The sequence below is a fragment of the Streptomyces roseoverticillatus genome (assembly GCF_000719265.1).
Lineage (GTDB): Bacteria > Actinomycetota > Actinomycetes > Streptomycetales > Streptomycetaceae > Streptomyces > Streptomyces roseoverticillatus.
In genome coordinates, this window is sequence record NZ_JOFL01000025.1 from 42,865 (window position 1) to 58,861 (window position 15,997).

15 protein-coding genes and 6 pseudogenes are annotated in these 15,997 nt (G+C 67.1%); 10 read left to right on the plus strand and 11 right to left on the minus strand.

Annotated elements, in window-relative coordinates; translation table 11 throughout:
* Positions 1 to 3 precede the first annotated feature (3 nt).
* Positions 4 to 990, plus strand: a complete 987-nt coding sequence (locus tag IF61_RS33585; protein WP_157848677.1) for a hypothetical protein — start codon at positions 4 to 6, stop codon at positions 988 to 990.
* Positions 991 to 1,073: 83 nt separating this feature from the next.
* Here the strand turns inward: IF61_RS33585 and IF61_RS37215 are convergent, their stop codons facing one another.
* The 3 genes and pseudogenes from IF61_RS37215 to IF61_RS37775 form a co-directional block, all read right to left on the minus strand.
* A complete protein-coding gene (locus IF61_RS37215; protein ID WP_245684624.1) occupies positions 1,074 to 1,478 on the minus strand; it encodes a ubiquitination-like system serine protease family protein in 405 nt (134 codons plus the stop codon).
* Positions 1,475 to 1,894 carry a hypothetical protein gene (locus IF61_RS37220; protein ID WP_052393057.1) on the minus strand — a complete coding sequence of 140 codons (420 nt, stop codon included), beginning with the start codon at positions 1,892 to 1,894 and terminating at the stop codon, positions 1,475 to 1,477. Before IF61_RS37220 ends, IF61_RS37215 begins: the two co-directional genes overlap by 4 nt.
* Before the next feature lie 55 nt (positions 1,895 to 1,949).
* Positions 1,950 to 2,387: pseudogene (locus tag IF61_RS37775) on the minus strand (DUF6791 domain-containing protein); the annotation flags it as partial.
* Between the two features lie 21 nt (positions 2,388 to 2,408).
* Here IF61_RS37775 and IF61_RS34605 point away from each other — a divergent pair.
* Positions 2,409 to 2,600: pseudogene (locus IF61_RS34605) on the plus strand (LysR family transcriptional regulator); the annotation flags it as partial.
* A 292-nt stretch (positions 2,601 to 2,892) separates the two neighbouring features.
* Here IF61_RS34605 and IF61_RS37225 read toward each other — a convergent pair.
* Positions 2,893 to 3,116, minus strand: a pseudogene (locus IF61_RS37225) (class I SAM-dependent methyltransferase); the annotation flags it as partial.
* A 5-nt stretch (positions 3,117 to 3,121) separates the two neighbouring features.
* Here IF61_RS37225 and IF61_RS36640 point away from each other — a divergent pair.
* A pseudogene (locus IF61_RS36640) lies at positions 3,122 to 3,265 on the plus strand (ATP-binding protein); the annotation flags it as partial.
* Between the two features lie 85 nt (positions 3,266 to 3,350).
* Positions 3,351 to 3,974, plus strand: a complete 624-nt coding sequence (locus IF61_RS34620; RefSeq protein WP_078660504.1) for a histidine phosphatase family protein — start codon at positions 3,351 to 3,353, stop codon at positions 3,972 to 3,974.
* A gap of 59 nt (positions 3,975 to 4,033) precedes the next feature.
* Here the strand turns inward: IF61_RS34620 and IF61_RS33600 are convergent, their stop codons facing one another.
* The 3 genes from IF61_RS33600 to IF61_RS0126305 all read right to left on the minus strand — a co-directional run bounded on the left by IF61_RS33600 (position 4,034) and on the right by IF61_RS0126305 (position 5,808).
* Complete coding sequence (locus IF61_RS33600; RefSeq protein WP_052393058.1) at positions 4,034 to 4,840, minus strand: transposase; 807 nt, start codon at positions 4,838 to 4,840, stop codon at positions 4,034 to 4,036.
* Positions 4,804 to 5,295, minus strand: a complete 492-nt coding sequence (locus tag IF61_RS0126300; RefSeq protein ID WP_030369010.1) for a winged helix-turn-helix domain-containing protein — start codon at positions 5,293 to 5,295, stop codon at positions 4,804 to 4,806. Before IF61_RS0126300 ends, IF61_RS33600 begins: the two co-directional genes overlap by 37 nt.
* A gap of 123 nt (positions 5,296 to 5,418) precedes the next feature.
* Positions 5,419 to 5,808 carry a GerW family sporulation protein gene (locus IF61_RS0126305; RefSeq protein ID WP_052393059.1) on the minus strand — a complete coding sequence of 130 codons (390 nt, stop codon included), beginning with the start codon at positions 5,806 to 5,808 and terminating at the stop codon, positions 5,419 to 5,421.
* A gap of 276 nt (positions 5,809 to 6,084) precedes the next feature.
* Here IF61_RS0126305 and IF61_RS0126310 point away from each other — a divergent pair, with 276 nt between their 5' ends.
* Both IF61_RS0126310 and IF61_RS0126315 read left to right on the plus strand, forming a co-directional pair.
* Positions 6,085 to 6,597, plus strand: coding sequence for a hypothetical protein (locus IF61_RS0126310; RefSeq protein ID WP_157848679.1), 513 nt, complete (start codon positions 6,085 to 6,087; stop codon positions 6,595 to 6,597).
* 454 nt (positions 6,598 to 7,051) lie between these two features.
* Complete coding sequence (locus tag IF61_RS0126315) at positions 7,052 to 7,807, plus strand: hypothetical protein (RefSeq protein ID WP_157848680.1); 756 nt, start codon at positions 7,052 to 7,054, stop codon at positions 7,805 to 7,807.
* Positions 7,808 to 8,200: 393 nt separating this feature from the next.
* Here IF61_RS0126315 and IF61_RS0126325 read toward each other — a convergent pair whose 3' ends face one another.
* Positions 8,201 to 9,019, minus strand: a complete 819-nt coding sequence (locus tag IF61_RS0126325) for an ankyrin repeat domain-containing protein (RefSeq protein ID WP_245684625.1) — start codon at positions 9,017 to 9,019, stop codon at positions 8,201 to 8,203.
* Positions 9,020 to 9,087: 68 nt separating this feature from the next.
* Entirely contained in the window at positions 9,088 to 9,387 is a 300-nt protein-coding gene (locus IF61_RS0126330) for a hypothetical protein (protein WP_030369015.1), read from the minus strand.
* A gap of 842 nt (positions 9,388 to 10,229) precedes the next feature.
* On the opposite strand from IF61_RS0126330, the gene IF61_RS0126335 reads away from it, so the two are divergent.
* Positions 10,230 to 10,823 carry an NAD(P)H-dependent oxidoreductase gene (locus IF61_RS0126335; RefSeq protein WP_078660514.1) on the plus strand — a complete coding sequence of 198 codons (594 nt, stop codon included), beginning with the start codon at positions 10,230 to 10,232 and terminating at the stop codon, positions 10,821 to 10,823.
* A gap of 410 nt (positions 10,824 to 11,233) precedes the next feature.
* On the opposite strand, the pseudogene IF61_RS37230 reads toward IF61_RS0126335, so the two are convergent.
* A pseudogene (locus IF61_RS37230) lies at positions 11,234 to 11,698 on the minus strand (recombinase family protein); the annotation flags it as partial.
* A 138-nt stretch (positions 11,699 to 11,836) separates the two neighbouring features.
* Here IF61_RS37230 and IF61_RS37235 point away from each other — a divergent pair.
* Positions 11,837 to 12,208, plus strand: a pseudogene (locus tag IF61_RS37235) (NF041680 family putative transposase); the annotation flags it as partial.
* 204 nt (positions 12,209 to 12,412) lie between these two features.
* Here the strand turns inward: IF61_RS37235 and IF61_RS0126345 are convergent.
* Positions 12,413 to 13,615 carry an IS110 family RNA-guided transposase gene (locus IF61_RS0126345; protein ID WP_030369017.1) on the minus strand — a complete coding sequence of 401 codons (1,203 nt, stop codon included), beginning with the start codon at positions 13,613 to 13,615 and terminating at the stop codon, positions 12,413 to 12,415.
* A gap of 821 nt (positions 13,616 to 14,436) precedes the next feature.
* Between IF61_RS0126345 and IF61_RS36035 the strand changes: the two genes are divergently transcribed.
* Together IF61_RS36035 and IF61_RS0126365 are read left to right on the plus strand one after the other, a co-directional pair.
* Entirely contained in the window at positions 14,437 to 14,601 is a 165-nt protein-coding gene (locus tag IF61_RS36035; protein ID WP_157848682.1) for a hypothetical protein, read from the plus strand.
* A 343-nt stretch (positions 14,602 to 14,944) separates the two neighbouring features.
* Entirely contained in the window at positions 14,945 to 15,889 is a 945-nt protein-coding gene (locus IF61_RS0126365) for an alpha/beta hydrolase (protein ID WP_030369019.1), read from the plus strand.
* The last annotated feature ends 108 nt before the right edge of the window (positions 15,890 to 15,997 follow it).

The following is a 15,997-nucleotide window of genomic DNA, read 5'->3' on the forward strand; positions in this document are numbered from 1 at the left end:
CTCGTGGTCGACGAGCGGGATGACCTGTTCTCCACACGGGCGGCGCTGCACGCCCACCGCCCGCAGGAAGGACGCATCACCGTGCAGCCGACACCCGCCAACGGCAGCCCCGCTGCCCTGGCACACGACGTCCTGTATGCCCTGGGCAAGCGCTTCGCGCCCGGGCCGGACAACCCGGACGTCTGGCTGGATTCAGCGGACCTGGCCTGGCGGGCGGCGGCCGCATGGAGCAAGGCAACCGGAGTCCGGCACGTAGTGGTCACCCGCGCCCACCTGCTGACGGGCCGTAGAGTGGACCAGTTACTCGTCTGGCGCCGGCTGACGGGAGCGCAGATGACGCTGCTGTGGCACAAGGCCCCGCACCGGCTGCCGGCGGGCCTGGCCCAGGTGCGGTGTGTCAGCGACCCAGGCCAGTTCGCGTCAGTGCTCGCCGAGCCCGGCCCCGTTCCCGCGCATCCCTGCTTCCCCTCGGCACCGACCGGCGTGACCGGGCCGGTGACCGCTGCTCCAGGGCCGACTCCTGTCCGACCAGGGTGTGTGCAGTCCGCGTCGAGGGTGGCGCGACCGGGTCGCGTGTGTGCCGGAGCCGCGGCAACAGCCCAGCTGGCTCCGGCCACCCCTGCCAACGCGGTCGCGCCGGTGGCCACCGCCGCGCTCGCGGCCGTCGCTCACCCACTCATCGCAGGGGCGCTGAGTGTGGTGGCGTTCACCGGTGGCAGCCTGCGATGGACGCGAGACCTCGACATCACCGGTGACATCTCGGTCGTCAAGACGCACGAGCCCGGCCACCGAAGCTGCCGCCTGTCCGTGGTCCCAGCATGGGCACGCCCGCTGCTGGCCGCCACCCGCGCCTTCCACCGGCTGACACCCCAAGCCCCCGAGAACGTCTTCGGCCCGTTACTGCTCGCAGAGGCACGACATCTGCGCGCGCACGCCGAGCGCCTTCCCCAAGGCGCAATGCCCTCGCCCAGCAGCTTCCTGGCCCCTTGAGCACGGTGCATCGTGAAGTTCCAGGTCGCGGGCCTGGTGTACGCCAGTGTCGGCGACTCGGCACCGAAGGTACCTTGGCCGGTCTACGGGCGCCGGAACCATAGGCGTCGGTGGAGACTGGCCGCTCGTCCCGGCTGCTGCTCGCCGCTGTCATGGGCGGCCAGCAGGCGGCGGTCCCGGTCCCGGTTCTGATCGAATTCCGACGGCGAGTAGCGGCGGCTCCAGCGGACGCGGCCGTCGCGGATCCAGTAGTGCGAACGACATGGGAGGGACCAGTTGCCGATCGAGGGGGCGAGGGAGACGCTCTCGCCGTTGTAGGTGAGGGACCACTGGGCCGGGGAGAGCGGTGTGACGACTTCGCGGCCGCATCCGCAGCAGCACAGGTGGCCGCAGGTGCGGTAGGGGATCGAGATGTAGAGGATCCCTGCGTCCATGGCCGGGGGAAAGGTCTCGGTGAAGACCGGGCGCAGGGTGTCTGGTGGGGTCATGGGAGGTCCTCGTTGCTGATCAGTGAGTACGTGGTGTGGCTTTCGTCGGTGGCGTCGGCGTAGATGCCGAGGGAGCGTTTCCAGCGGATGACGGCTAGGACGGCGTTGAGCGCGTTGAGGTCGGCGGTCTGTATGTTGCTCGCGTAGGCGTCCCGTTCGAGTGTGGGCGGGGGGATGCGCCTGCGGGCCGCGCCTCGGCGGCCGGGGAGGCTGGTGGTGACGCGGAGCAGTCCGCTGAGGTTGCCGTCGATCTCTTCGATGCCCATGCCGACGTCGATGAATGACACGTCGTGGGCTTCGAGCCAGTTGATGATGGGCGGCTTGCTGGCGGCGGCGTCGGAGGCGAGGAAAACGAACGTCGCCCCGTCCAGGAGGTTGAGGTTGTCTTCGTCGAGGTACTGCGTGCAGCCGGTCACACCGCGGGTGCATGTTGGTGTAGACCGAGGCGAAGTGGGTGGCCTTGGAGGGGCGTTCGCGGAGGGTGTCGAGGGTGGGGGCGCCGGGTGCGCGGAAGGCGTTGTGGTTGTCGAAGGTGTCGCCGTCAATCAGGAGGATCGAGTCGACCTCGGTCTTGGCGACCTGGTCGAGGATGTAGCTTCCGCTGCCGCCGAGGCCGACGATGACGATGCGCTGGCCTCGGAAGCGGCGGTTGATGGCGGTGATGCCGGCGCGGGAGGCGGCGGTGTCGCGGTAGGCAAAGGGGCTGTCGTCGTCGATCTCCTGGTATGCCGCGCCGGGGGTGGGTGTGGCCGAGGGGTCGAGGCCGTGTGCGTGGTCGGCGATGATCCGCGTGTACGCGGTGATCTTCGTGTACTGGTCGGGGTAACCGTCCGGGGGCTTGCTGGACAGCATGAAGTTCGCCTGTATACCCTCGGTGATCACCCTGTTCTCCGGATTGGCAAGGGTCAGGGGGTGGCCGTGCTCGTTGCACGGGGTGGAGTCGCCGAACTGCCGCCGCCACTCCCGCTGGCAGAGGTCCCCCTGTACCTACTGTGGCACCAGCGCTACGACAACGACCACGCCCACACCTGGCTGCGAGACCTGGCCACCGAAACCCTCCAGGCACTCTTCACACCACCAACCACCACTCAACAGCCCCTCACCAACCGGACCAAGCAGTGACGGATACACCCGGGGAAAAGCCCGCGGCAGCTGACCCCCGTTCCCATGAACATCACCTCCTCGTACGAGCGTGCAACTCCCGGTTGCACGCCGAAACGACCTCGCAAGCCGCGTACACAGCCACGAGCGGCGCAGCTGACGGCGATCGCCCCGGACTGGGACTGGCCGTGGCCGCTGGACTGGCAGCGCCAGTAGCGGATGACGTTCAATCCACCCGCCAGGGAAGGCGATCGGCCTGCGTGCGTACACAGACAGGCCGATGAAGAGAAACAGAAGCTCCAGCAGATCGCGTTCAGTCGGAAGCAGCCTGCCAATCTCGACGGAACAGCGCCCGTCCACAAGAACGCCTCGCCGAACAGTGACAACTCAGGTGGCTCGTCGTGCATCCGGCGCAGCTCGGCCTCGGTCAGGTCCGAGAAGATCCAGCGCAGTGACTCCGGCGTGTAGGCAAGGCCGCCCTGCAGGTGGGAGTTCGCGATAGTGGTCCGCGTCGGAGAGTTCCCAGCCCATCGCACCGCACAGGCTGGAGCAGGACCTTCACCGACCCACGGCTCTGCGCGGCGATCGTGGACCGGCTCACCTTCAACGCCACCCTCATCGAGACCGGCACCGAGTCCTACCGCCTCGCCCGCTCCAAAGCCAAGCGGAACAGCGCGCCGAAATAGCCGTCCCCAACGGAACCAGGCAGGACGCAGCGGCGTCCCTCCGGGCAATGCACACGATCAAGGACGCTGACGGGGACGCTCACACATGACTGGGACAGCTACTCGCTACCTCTACCTCGCCCGGCACGGCGAGGCCACACCGGATGAAAGCGGTCTGACCCAGAACGGCCGTCGCCAGGCCGTATTTCTCGGGCAGCGGCTCCGCGGCATCCCCCTGTCGGTGATTCACCACGGGCCGCTGCCCCGGGCCGAACAGACCGCCAAGCTGATCGGAGAGCAGCTCGACAACGTCCCCCTGCACGTTTCAGAACCGGCCGGGGACTACATCCCCTACATGCCCTGGAAAGGAGAACTGCCTCAGGACTCAGCCGACGCCATGCTCCGCCATCTCTCCCAGTTTCCCGCGGAAGAGCGTGAGGGCGGCCCAGCACTGGCCCGTGAGGCTCTCGCACGATTCACTGGCCCGGTGGACAGTGATCAGCCACGACATGAACTGATCGTCACTCACAACTTCCTTATCGGCTGGCTTATCCGGGCCGCCCAGGACGCCCCCTATTGGCGTTGGATGAGCCTCAACCACTGCAACGCAGCCTTGACAGTCATCCGTTACGCGCCAGAGCGGCCAGCTTCTTTGCTCTTCTTCAATGACATGCGCCACCTGCCCACAGAACTCCGCTGGACCGGATTCCCACCCGAGTTCCACATCTAAGAGACCGCTCGACCTTCAACACAAAGAGAGACCGACACAAGCCAACAACCGGAGCCACTTCAGGGCGTCCAAACGACACAGAATCTCCACCGACTGAGGCCGCTGGAAGCCGTCCTGCCGGGGCCGCTGAACAACGTCACAGCCACTCTCAGCAAACTCCGGCGCACCGTCACCGCCCTACACCCTACGCACGACGCGCACCCGTCAGGAAACTGCGACAGGCTCTGACCGCCCTGCCCGTCTAAGCGGCTTGGGTGAAGTTCCTTGCTGATGCTCGGAGCCGGTCTCGTTGCTGGGTCATGGCCTGGTCGACGGCCTTGCCGAGGGAGTCCGGTGCTGGTCTGGGCACGCTGGGGGTAGTCCTCGCACTTCGCCTGCCGCCAGACCAGCTCGATGTCGTTCAACTCCGGGCTGTATGGCGGCAGATAGAACCGTTCCACCCCGATCTTCGCCAGCTGACGGCGGCGGCCCTTGAACACCTTGGCCACATGTGCCGAGGCGTTGTCCAGCACGACCGTGCACGGCCTGCGGCTTTCCCAGACCGGCATCACGTCGATGCCGAGGCCGTCGGCGGCCAGGTCCAGCACGGCCGCTCCACCGCCCAGGCCCGCCAGCCGTACGCAGACGAACTCCAGCAGCGTCCCCGAGTCGATTTCCCCGCCGGTGTGCTGCCGGAGAAGGTCCGCCTCGATGCCGACAATCTGGGCGCCGAGCACGTTGACCCGCCGGTTCCTGGTGTCCTCACGCGGCACCACCGCCCGTCGGCCGATGCGCGACCAGGTGTAGCCGGTGGGCATCGTCGGGGCGAAGCCGGACTCGTCCAGGAAGATCAGGTCGCATTCTCCGGCGTGTGCTGCCTGCCGCAAGGCCGCAAGTCCTCCAGCTGGGCCCGGGCGGCCTGCTGGAGGACGGGGTCGGCCTTGTGCCGCACGCTGTCACGGGTGCGTTTCCAGCGGAATCCCTCGCGGTGCAGCAGCTCGCTCAGCCAGTCCGCAGAGATCTCCACCCCGCGCTCGACTCGCAGCCAGTCGCACAGGGCCGGGGCACTCCACGTGATCCCCGCCTCGGCCGAGACGTCGAGCAGCTCGGCCGGCGCGATCCGGTCGTCCGGTCCCAGAAGCTTTGCCGGACGGCCTGGACGAGGGACATCGGGCAGCGCCTCGACCCCGCCGTCCACGAAGCGGTGGACCGCGGCACGGACCGTGACCGGATGGCACTCCAGCAGGTCGGCGACCTCGGGTACGGACCTGCCGCGGTCCAGGAAACGGATGCACTCGGCACGCTGCCGGGTATAGGCGGTCAGATCGCGGCGAGCCAGCAACGCGTCAACTCGCGTCGCTGATCGTCGGTCAGCTCGACACGGAGGCTTCTGGGCAAGTTGTCCCTCCCAGGGGCACGCCTACCCAACGCAACCAACTTCAGCGGATCCATGAACGCCCCTGCTTCAGCGCCTCCCGCGCCGCGCCAGGTAGCGCAGGATCGCGGCCCCGGCCAGGAGGCCGCCCGTCAGTGGCACGAGGACGTTCACCCAGGGATCACGGATGGGCTTGTACGTGGTCTTGCCCTCTTTGATCTCGATGAAGCCGAGCGGCCTTGCTTCGACCCCGCCGCCGACCACGCCGTCCTCACCGGCCTCCCGGCCGGTGTTGCCGCCGAAGCCGAACCCGATCCGCGCCACGGGGATCACGGTGACGTCCTGGCTCACGATGGGCTCGCCGAACACGACGGTGCCCGGGGCCCGGCCGCCGAGCTTGCCGGCCAGCTGTTCCAGCAGAACGGCAGAGACATGGTCTGCCGTCCTCGCTTCCAGCGGTGCGTTCTCGGAGGCAGTCACCGGGGGCCGCCCTCAGCCGGGCGTTTGGCCAGGCTCAGAAGGTCGATGGCGGCCGGGGAGGAGATTCGAATCTCGGCAAAGGAGAAGCAGTCCACCGCGGTGAGGATACACGCGGCTGCGGTCAGGGCGGGAGGGGGATCGTCGACCAGGCCATGACCCAGCAACGAGACCGACTCCGAGCATCAGCAAGGAACTTCACCCAAGCCGCTTAGACCGGGGATAGGCTCCCCAGATCTGAAGGATCTTCTTTTGGGGGAAGCAATGAAGTACCGGGCTGTGAGTGTCGCTTCTGTCGGGATACTCGCCTTGACCGGGTGCTCCGGATCTGGTAAATCGCTGAAGTTCGGCGAGACGGCGACGGTCACCGGAGACCGGGCCGGCACCGTCGGCGTGACCGTCATACGGATCGACCAGGGCAGCGACGCCGATCTCTCCGCGCTCAAGGACGCATCAAAGTACACCGGTAAAACGCCGTACTACCTGCACTTCAAGCTCACGAAAACCGCTGAAGGAAACGACGACGACGAAACCTCCCGCTTCGACGTATCCGATGGCAAGAGGCAGCTGACGGAACTGCTGGTCCTCCCGTCCTTGGACGCCATAGGCGATCCGTCCGTGGTTACCCGCAGGTTCGAGCGGTGCGAGGGCGCCAGTCACACCGCGTATAAGGAAGCGGCCGAAGGCCAGAGCGTCAACGGCTGTGCGATCTACCTTGCTGACAAGGAGACCGGAGCCCCCTCGACCGTGAAGTGGACGCGCCGCGCCGACACGCTTGCCACCTGGAAATAACCAGCGACCTGGGCCCGGGGACAGGAATCCGGGTGGCGCCACCTGGTGGACATCGCTTCTGCCAGCCGGCCACTGCGCGGTAGTGCCGAAAGGATGCGACCGTAGCTACTGGAGCCCGCCCGGGTCCCTTCGCACGTCGGCCGGCCGGGCGGGGCTCCTGGTGCCCCAGCGCCTTGGGGACAGGAACGTCGAACCCAGGTCGCTGCTATGCACAGGCTGTCCCACCCTCGCCCAGCCGAACCACGGCACGTGCGTGTGCGGCGTGTCAGGACCTGGATTGAGGCGCCCAGCGCGGGTTGAGGTCGAGGAGGGCGGCTCCTCGATGTCTTATTCATGCCGGGATTGCCGTACGGGTGTAGCAATATCGGGCTTTGAAACGTCTCACACAGTGGGTGCCGCTGCCGGTGCTCGCTCTGTATGAGGACTGAGAACAACAAATGTGGAGGGTGTCCCGATGACGAGGACGTTCGGCGTGGTCATGGCTGTGTGTGTGGTGGGGACGATGGGGCTCACGGCCTGCGGTGGCAGCAGGACCGACCGGGCGCTGGCCGACCGGCCTGCCGATCAGGTCCTGGACGCGGCCGTGAAGGAGTTCGAGGTCGCGCACTCGGTGCACTACGACTTCGAGGGCATCCCTAAGGCCGGCGCTGGTACTTCACGTAACACTATGACCATAGACAGCCAGCGCAACTGCCGTGGCACGTTCACCACGGGCAGCGGCACCAGCGAGATCCTCAAGTTCGGCGAGCAGGTGTGGCTCAAGGCCGACCGGAAGAAGTGGACAGCGCTGGGTGGATCCCAGGCGGCCGACCAGCTGGCCGGCCGCTACATTCACGGGACGACCAGCAGCCCCCAGTTCGCAGAAGACATGTCCGACCGCTGCGACTTCGAGAGACTCCAGGACAACGTCCGCTCCGCCGGTGCCGGCGGCAAGCTCACCAAGGGCGCGCCTACGGTGATCGGAGGGAAGAAGACCGTCCCGGTCGTGAACCGGGACGGCCGGGTCACGGTCTATGTGGCCGCCGAAGGAAAGCCTTACCCGGTCCGGATCGTCCACGAGGGTGAGAACGCCGGCACGATGACGCTGACCGACTGGGACCGGCCGGTGTCAACCGCCACCCCGCCGCCGAGCGAAACCCTTGAGGCCGACAAGCTCGCCGGTCTGGCGGGCCAGCCCTCGCAGCACAACGATCCGTCCGTGCACTCGTGACCCGGCACGCCGGGGACCTGCAACGAAGATCCTTCGGAGCTGGCGGTACGGCGGCATTTTGCGGCGGCTCCCCTTACTGCCAGTGCTGCCCCACCTGCCACGCCCCGCACACCGGCACCTGCGTCTGCACGGTCACCGTCACCCTCACGGACAGCACGGTGAAGTCCCTCCCCGCCCCGCACGACGAGCCGGAGCCTGAGTTCGAGCCGGACGACGATCGTGACACGGACCCGGAGCACCCAGCCCTCCGGCGCCAGCATTACCACCAGGTCCTGCCGAGCTCAGGACTTACTGGCCGCTCCCGTCGCCGGCCGCCTCGGCACCCCTGCTCGGTGCGCCGCCGTCAACCGAGTGGGCAGCAAGGGCTGGGCGGATCGTTACGTGGAGGCGCGTTCAGCTGTGCCAGTAGTCGCGATCCGGCAGGTCAACCCAGATGTCGGGTGGCCCGATGACGGCGCGCGGGTCGGCCGGGTGCAGTCCTGCCCAGGCGCAGGCGTAGGCGATGGCGTTGTATCGGTAGAGGTAGTGCTGATGGACTTCTTGGGATGTGGGGGTGTTTTCGGGGTCGAGGTCGCCGCCGGGGGTGAGGTCCCAGTCTTCGATGATGCCGTTGTGGGCGATGCTGCCCTGGTCACCGCTCTTGGCGTTGACGTACAGGCCGTAGCAGGAGGTGCCTGCCGAGAGCAGCTTTTGCACGCCGGGCATCTGTGGTGCATAGCCCCAGGGCTGGGTGATGATGCAGCCGCCGGGGACTGTGGTGACGCCGACGGTGCACAAGTCTTCGTCCCAGGAGGGTGGTTGGAGGGCGTGGAGTCTGCTGCCTTCGACGGGGGCGGCGTCCAGGCGGCGTATCGCTTCCGGGGCGCCGATGCCGGCCACGCACACCAGGCCCAGGCCCTCATGGTGGGTGTCTTTGAGGACGGCGAGTAACTGGTGGGCTTGGTGTGCTGCTGCGCGTTCGGTGTCGCTGAGCTCTTGCTGCCCGTCGGGGAGGGTGAACAGGTTGGGGGTGGGTCCGGCCAGGCTGAGGCGCCCTGGGGACCAGCCGGTGATGAGCGGCCGCCAAAGGTCAGCGCCGGCGGCGACGAGTGCGCGGGCGCTTTCGGGCCAGTCCTCCATGACGGCTTCCCACAGTGCGGTCGTGCCGTCCTGGAGCGCGTCCACGTCCGCCACGCGGGTGGCAGTCTCCGCCAGGTTCTCCTGGAGGAGCACTCGCCCGAACAGCGGCGGGCTAGTCTCGAAGCGCGCCTCGCGCCCGGCTAGTTGTGCCAGCCAGGAGGTCAGTACCGGAAGCGGGCCGTCTCTCCGTTGATCCGGATCAGAAAGTCTGTGATGGGGTCGCCACCTCCGTCGGGGACCAGGATGAGCCCCTCTGCGTGGATCGCCTCATCGGCTGCCAGGGCTGCATCTTCGTCGCCGCGAACCCATGCATCCCGCAAAGCAGCGAAGAGAGGGCGGAGGCCCTCCCAACCAGGAGCAGGATCGAAGCGGCAGTCCGACCAGAACATGTCGATCTCGGCGAGGGTCAACGTCCCCACGAGACGATCTCCCTGCCTGAGCTGCCAGCTCTCATCTGCCATGCCATTCCCTTCCCCGGTGCGAGGGTCACTCTATTACTCCAGACTGTTCACGGGTCGGGCCTGCACCGCGTCGAGCGCCTGGAGATCGCTTCCCGTAGCGGTCGGCAACGGAGCGGGGTTTTCACCGGCCAACGGGCCAGGAGACTCATGCGCTGGCGCAGACTCAAGGTCGGCACGCCTTCGCGAGGGTCGGCAGTGCAGAAGGCGGTGTCCACTGGTGCCAAGCCTTGTCGATACGCGCTGGTGAGCAGGCCAATTTCCATCGCTACGTCGGTGACGTTGACCCTCTGGCGGAGCTTGTTTTCCTATGCCAGCCATTGGCGAATGTCCATGGCGTCTCCACTAGGAGGCTCACGCCCCTACGGGCAAAGGAGCCCGTCGAAGATCCCGGCCTTGGCACCTTCTACCCAGGCACGGGCCGCTCGGGAGTCAACGAAGGCCGGATCACCGACGTGAAGCTCCAGAAGAGGATCAGGGGAGGACGGGCCGGTATCCCCCTACTCCGGCAACGAGTCGTACTCATCGCACACCTCCGCCGCCGCTATCCAGGCTCCAACCCACCTGCACCGTCCTGATCTCCCTCTACGAAATTCTTGCCGGAGCCGTGAAGGTGCCCAGGGACGTACGGGCGAAAGTGCTCAGGTGGCCGTCATCGCAGGAGTGGGGCAGGAGCCAGGGTGACCTGTTCAGACAGTGGTGAGCCGGTGACGGCCCATGGTTTCGCCGTGATCTCGGCCCCGGCTCCCGTGAGAAGGGGCGATAATGACGATCAGCCGTGTATGAGCCTGTGCACAGGCTCATACACGCAGTAGGCGATGATGTCCGTGTCGACTGGGGGAAAGATGCGCATAGGGGTGTATCTCGCACACCCGCGGCCGGGGAGCTTTAACCACGCGGTATTCGATGCCGTTGTGGAGGAGCTGCGCGGGCGAGGATCCGATGTATTGGCGCATGACCTCTACGCTGAAGGGTTCGCACCGCTGCTGTCCGCCGATGAGACGGGGACGGTCGAGTCAGCGGCACGCGCCCACGACGCGCAGGTGGCACTGCACCGAACAGAGGTGGCCACACTGGATGCCATGGTGTTCGTCCACCCGAACTGGTGGGGTATGCCACCCGCTGTCCTTACGGGCTGGGTGCAGCGCGTACTTGCGCCTGGCGTCGCCTACAAGCTGGGCACCGCGGAGGGTGAACCCGCCGGGCTCCTGAAGGCAGGCAGGGCTCTCGTGCTGAACACCTCCGACACCCCCGCCGACCGGGAAGAGGACGAGTTCGGCGACCCACTGCAAAGAATTTGGTCGGCATGTGTCCTGCCGTACGTTGGAGTCTCCGATGTGCGCCGGGTCGTCTTCCGAACCGTCACCGACTCAGCCGATGAAGAACGCGCGGCCTGGCTGGACCACGCACGCCAACAGGCAGCCGCACTCTTGACCTGAAACGCGGCGTACACAGCTCTGTGCACGTTCTCACCTATCAGGCTGCGCACTTCTATGTGAACGCCGGCAATAGACATAGATCCCGACATAGGCGGGGTGGCGGAGCATGTTCTGGATGCCGGTCCGGCTGGGCCGGCGCCAGAGCAGTTCTCCCCGCTCAGATCCCTCCCGCATCCGGACCCGATCTGGATTCGGTTGCCGGCGAGGAAGCTGAGGACCGCGTTGATCGTGGCGAGTTCGTCGAAGAGGTCGAAGACCAGGTGGACGACGGCCCGCACCTGCTCGTCCGGGTCCAGGACGATCTCACCGGCCGGGCGCCGCAGATAGCCCATGGGTAGGGGCGCCGACGGCTCGCCACGGCGGGCCTTGCCGATCCGCCCGTTCCACATCCGCTGCTCGATCAGGTGCAGTTCCGCTTCGCTGATCGTCCCCTTCAGCCCCAGAAACATCCGGTCGTTGTGCTCGGCCGGGCCATAGTCCCCGTCCGGGTCCGCGAGGAGGGCGCGGGAGAGCGCGCACAGCTCGAGCAGTTGGTGCCACTCCCGGCCACTGCGGGCCAGCCGGGACATCTCAATACCGAGCACCAGGCCCACATGGTCGAGGCCGACCTCGGAATCCAGACGCTGAAAACCGGGCCAGGCCTCGCCCGACGCCGAGTGCCCCAGGTCCTCGTCAATGACCATCACCCGGGACGGTGCCCAGCCCAGGCCGGCGGCCCGTTGCGTGAGCCCGTACTGCAGCCGGGTCGACTCGGTGTGATCGAGAACCTGCTGCAGCGTCGGCTGACGGACATACACCACCGCGAGACGATCACGATGCCACGGCTGGACCTTGCCCTCAACCCGATCCCACGGAGCCGACGCCGTCATCGCCATGGAGGTCGCCCCCGTCCCGCGCTGCCGGGTCCCCAGCGATCAGCATCCGGGCGGCCAGCCCGGCCAGCAGGCCATCAATCCCTACAACCGGTGCATGCCCGGCCTTAAACTCATCTACGTCTGCAATGCGGCTCGCTCCTTGAGCACACGTTCCGCATGATCAAACAGACCCTCGGCTGGACCCGGCCGAAGCTCCGGTCACCCGAGGTCGGCGACCGCTGACGTGGCCCGTCATCGCCGCCCATACCCAGCTCCGGCACCGCCGCCGGGCCGCGGTCGACCTGCGGCGGCCTTGGGAGAAACCGGCCGAGCCCGGCCGGCTCATCTCCGCCAGGGTCCGCCGCGGGTTCCGGCACCTCCACCTGCCCGGCCCATGCACCCAAACCCTCACACCCCGGCCCCGGACGGCCACCCGACTCGAAGAACCTACGACCCGCCACCCACTACAGCGTGGGCAAAACCGTGAAACGCCCGGAGAACATCACCGAACGAAACGATCTCAGAGCTTAAAGATCAAGCTGATGCCAGAAGCCGCCTGACCGGAGAATCTTCGCCCTCGTCCCAGTCATCGCCCAAGAGCGGAGGAAGGGACACAGTGTCGTCGGCGGGTCGGCGTCCGTGCTGCTCGAAGCTGTGCGGATACGCGACCAAGGGCGGCTGCTGGTCGTGCCCCACTGTTGGGCGGTTCGTTGCACAGGAGTCTCAATGACGCAGTCAAGCCGTTTGCGTGACCGGCGGGGCGGAGGTGAAGACCCGGTTGTCGCGCAGGAGTGCCCACAGGACGCTGGCGCGTCGGCGGGCCAGGGCGATGACGGCCTGGACGTGCTTGAGCCCTTCGCCGCGCTTTTTGAGGTAGAAGTCCCGGTTGGGCCCCTCGCGCATCATGCTGGTCTGCGCGGACATGTAGAAGACCCGGCGCAGGCGGCGGCTGTAACGCTTGGGCCGGTGCAGGTTTCCGGTGCGACGGCCGGAGTCGCGCGGGACGGGCACCAGCCCGGCCGCGGAGGCGAGGTGGCCGGCGTCCGCGTAAGCGGTCAGGTCGCCCGCGGCGACGACGAACTCCGCACCGAGTATCGGGCCCATTCCGGGCAGGGACTCGATGATCTCGGCCTGAGGGTGGCTTCGGAACGTCTCGCTGATCTGCCGGTCTACACGCTTGAGCCGGTCGTCCAGGGCGAGGATCTGCACGGCCAGGTCGGCGACGATCTGCGCGGCGACGTCCTCGCCGGGCAGCGCGGTCTGCTGGGCCTGGGCCGCCTCCAGCGCGGTCGCGGCCACCGCGTCGGCGCCGCGCACGCCGCGGTTGGCCAGCCAGGCTGTCAGCCGCGTCCGGCCGCAGCGGCGGATGCCGGCGGGAGTCTGGTAGCCCGTCAGCAGGATCAGCGCGCCCTTGTGGCTGCTGTAGTCGAAGGACCGCTCCAGCGCAGGGAAGACGCCGGTCAGCACGTCGCGGAGCCGGTTGATCATCCGCACCCGGTCGGCCACGAGATCGGTGCGGTGGGCGGTCAGCAGCGCGAGGTCGGCGGCCAGCTGCGCGGGTACGTCGATGGCGGCGAAGTCCCGTCGGTGCCGGGCGGTTTCGGCGATGACGTAGGCGTCGCGGGCATCCGTCTTCGCCTCGCCGCGGTAGGCGCCGGACATGCGGTTGACCGTACGGCCGGGCACGTAGACGGCCTGCTGGCCGTGGGCTGCGAGCAGCGCCAGCAGCAGCGCGGAGGACGTGCCCGAGATGTCCACCGCCCAGTGGACCTCGTCCGCCAGGTCCAGGATCTCGCCGAGTGTGGTCAGCATCGTCGACTCGTCGTTGTCAATCTTCTTCGACCACAGGGTCGTACCGGTCTCGTCGACCACGGCAGCCCAGTGATGGGCCTTGCCCGCGTCGATACCGGCCCAGACGTGGGTCTTCCGCTCGCTCACTCGCCCCTCCTCGTTCCGCACGGCATGCCGTCGGCCTAAGGAACACCCCGCTGTCATCTCCGTAATCAGCGACCGCACACGGCGCGCACATCTCAATCAGCAGCCAGGGCGCCCCGGAGAGCCGGACGGCCACTCCTGTGAAGCCACTGAAGACAAGGACACATCAGCCACATCCGGCCCTCCCGGGCCGCCTAACAACTTACGGAGAACACATAGGAGTACTGCCATCGTTCTCACTTCTTCCCCCCCCCCGGCTGGCCGCAGCCGGACCTGACTTCGTGCGCTACGTTGCGTCGCGGGCGATCGCCGGGATCACCAGCATCACCGCGCTGTGCCTCGCACTCATTGGGGCCGGGCCGGCGGACGCCGAGCCCACTCCTCAGACTTTGCAGCCTGGCGTCGTCTATACCGGCGAAGCCCGATACCACGATGTTGCCCTGCCAGCCACGACGTGCGGCTATCCGGATGGCTCCGGGACCCTCTACGCCGCGGTATCTCCCAAGATGTTCGGGAACTCTCGTGCATGTGGTGTCTACCTTGCGGTGACCGGTCCGAAGGGCACGAGTGTGCGGGTCATGATCGTTGACCTGTGTGCTGGCTGCCACTCAGACGACCTCGTCCTGAGTCGCAAAGCGTTCGAGTCAATCGGCCCGTTCCAAGACGGTAGGCTCTCCATCTCCTGGAAGGTCACGGATGCAGACCCGGACAGAGGGCTGACCTACCGATTCGAAAAGGCTCCGGCCCCGACCCCCCTCCGTCTCCAGCCAGGCAACAGCCGGTACCCAGTTCACACCGTCGAGTAGGCCTCGCCGAAGGGGTGGATGGGCATGACGAAGTACGGCCGTGAAACCTTCGGCGGCGTCGGCCTCGCACCCGGGCCAGCCAAGTTCCGTCTCACTGACATCTTCGGCGACGTCGTGATCGAAGACCACGTGCCGGTTGGCATAGGGCAGTACCAAGGCTCACAGCAGTTTCCTCGGCGCTGATTTCCATCGTGCGGCCGCAGGCGGTCCTCCGACGCGTCTGAGTCGACGGCGGCATCGACCCCACCGACGCCGCCCAGCGCCATGCCCTCGACACGCTCGTCGGCGCCCCACATGGTCAAGCGCGGCGAGATCGTCGACCAGTCCCACGACAACGTCGCGTACAGCCTGCGAATGCTCTACGAGCTCCCGCCCACCGACTGACACACCCCATGGCAAACCACTGACATCCAGGGCCAGAACCCACTGACGTGGTCATGGCAACCGACATCGGCCGTCATCAAAAGCCGAGGAAGAGACACAGGATTTCAAGTTCCACCGCCCATTCGCCCGTTACGATCCGGCGATGGACAAGCCCGTACTTGAACCGGTCATCCAGGCCTACCTGGAGAGCATCACCGGTCGTCCTTCCCTCTTCGAACTCGGTGTGGCCGAGGCACGCAAGGCCATGGAGGCTATTCAAAGCCCTCGCATCGAGGTACCGGGCACCACCAAGCAGCACCTTGTGGACGCGCCCATCACCGTCTTCCGCCCGGCCCACGCGCGCGAGCCGCTGCCGGTGATTGTCTACCTCCACGGCGGCGGCTGGGTGACCGGCAGCCATTACACCCACGACCGCCTGGCCCGTGAACTGGCGCGCGAGGCCGACGCGGCTGTGGCCTTCGTCAACTACAGTCTTGCCCCCGAAGTCCGCTACCCCGTACCGCTGGAGGAGACGTACGCCGCAGCCCAATGGATCATCAAGCACGGTGCAGAACACGGATTGGACCCACGTCGGCTGGCCGTGGCGGGAGACTCAGCCGGTGGTAATCTGGCTGCCGCGCTCACTCTGATGGTCAAGGCCGAGGGGAATATGCTCCTAGCCGGGCAGGTCTTGATCTGCCCCGTCACCGACGCCGAATTCGCCACCCCGTCCTACCGGCAGTTCGCCGAGGGGTACTACCTGCGCCGGGACGCTATGCAGTGGTACTGGGACCAGTACGCCCCCGACCCCGCACAGCGCAGCGAGATCACCGTCGCGCCCCTGCGGGCGACCACCGGGCAGCTCGCCGGACTGCCCCCGGCTCTTGTGATCACCGCCGAGGCCGACGTGCTGCGCGACGAGGGCGAGGCATACGCCGCCAAACTCCATCAAGCTGGTGTTCCGACCATCGCCACCCGCTACCGCGGCGTCCTCCACGATTTCACCGTTCGCAACGCCATACGCCCCGCCCACGCCGCCCAGGCAGCCATCGAGCAGGCCGCCGCCTTCCTAAGTGAAGCCCTGGGATCCGGCCGCCCGCACACGTGAGTGCCCAGGAGGCGACGCGGACCTCAGACTCCTGCAGTCACGGCCGGACCATCCTCATCGCATTCGAGTCCGCACTGCTCTGGCCCGCTGAGGAGCAGAACAGCCCCC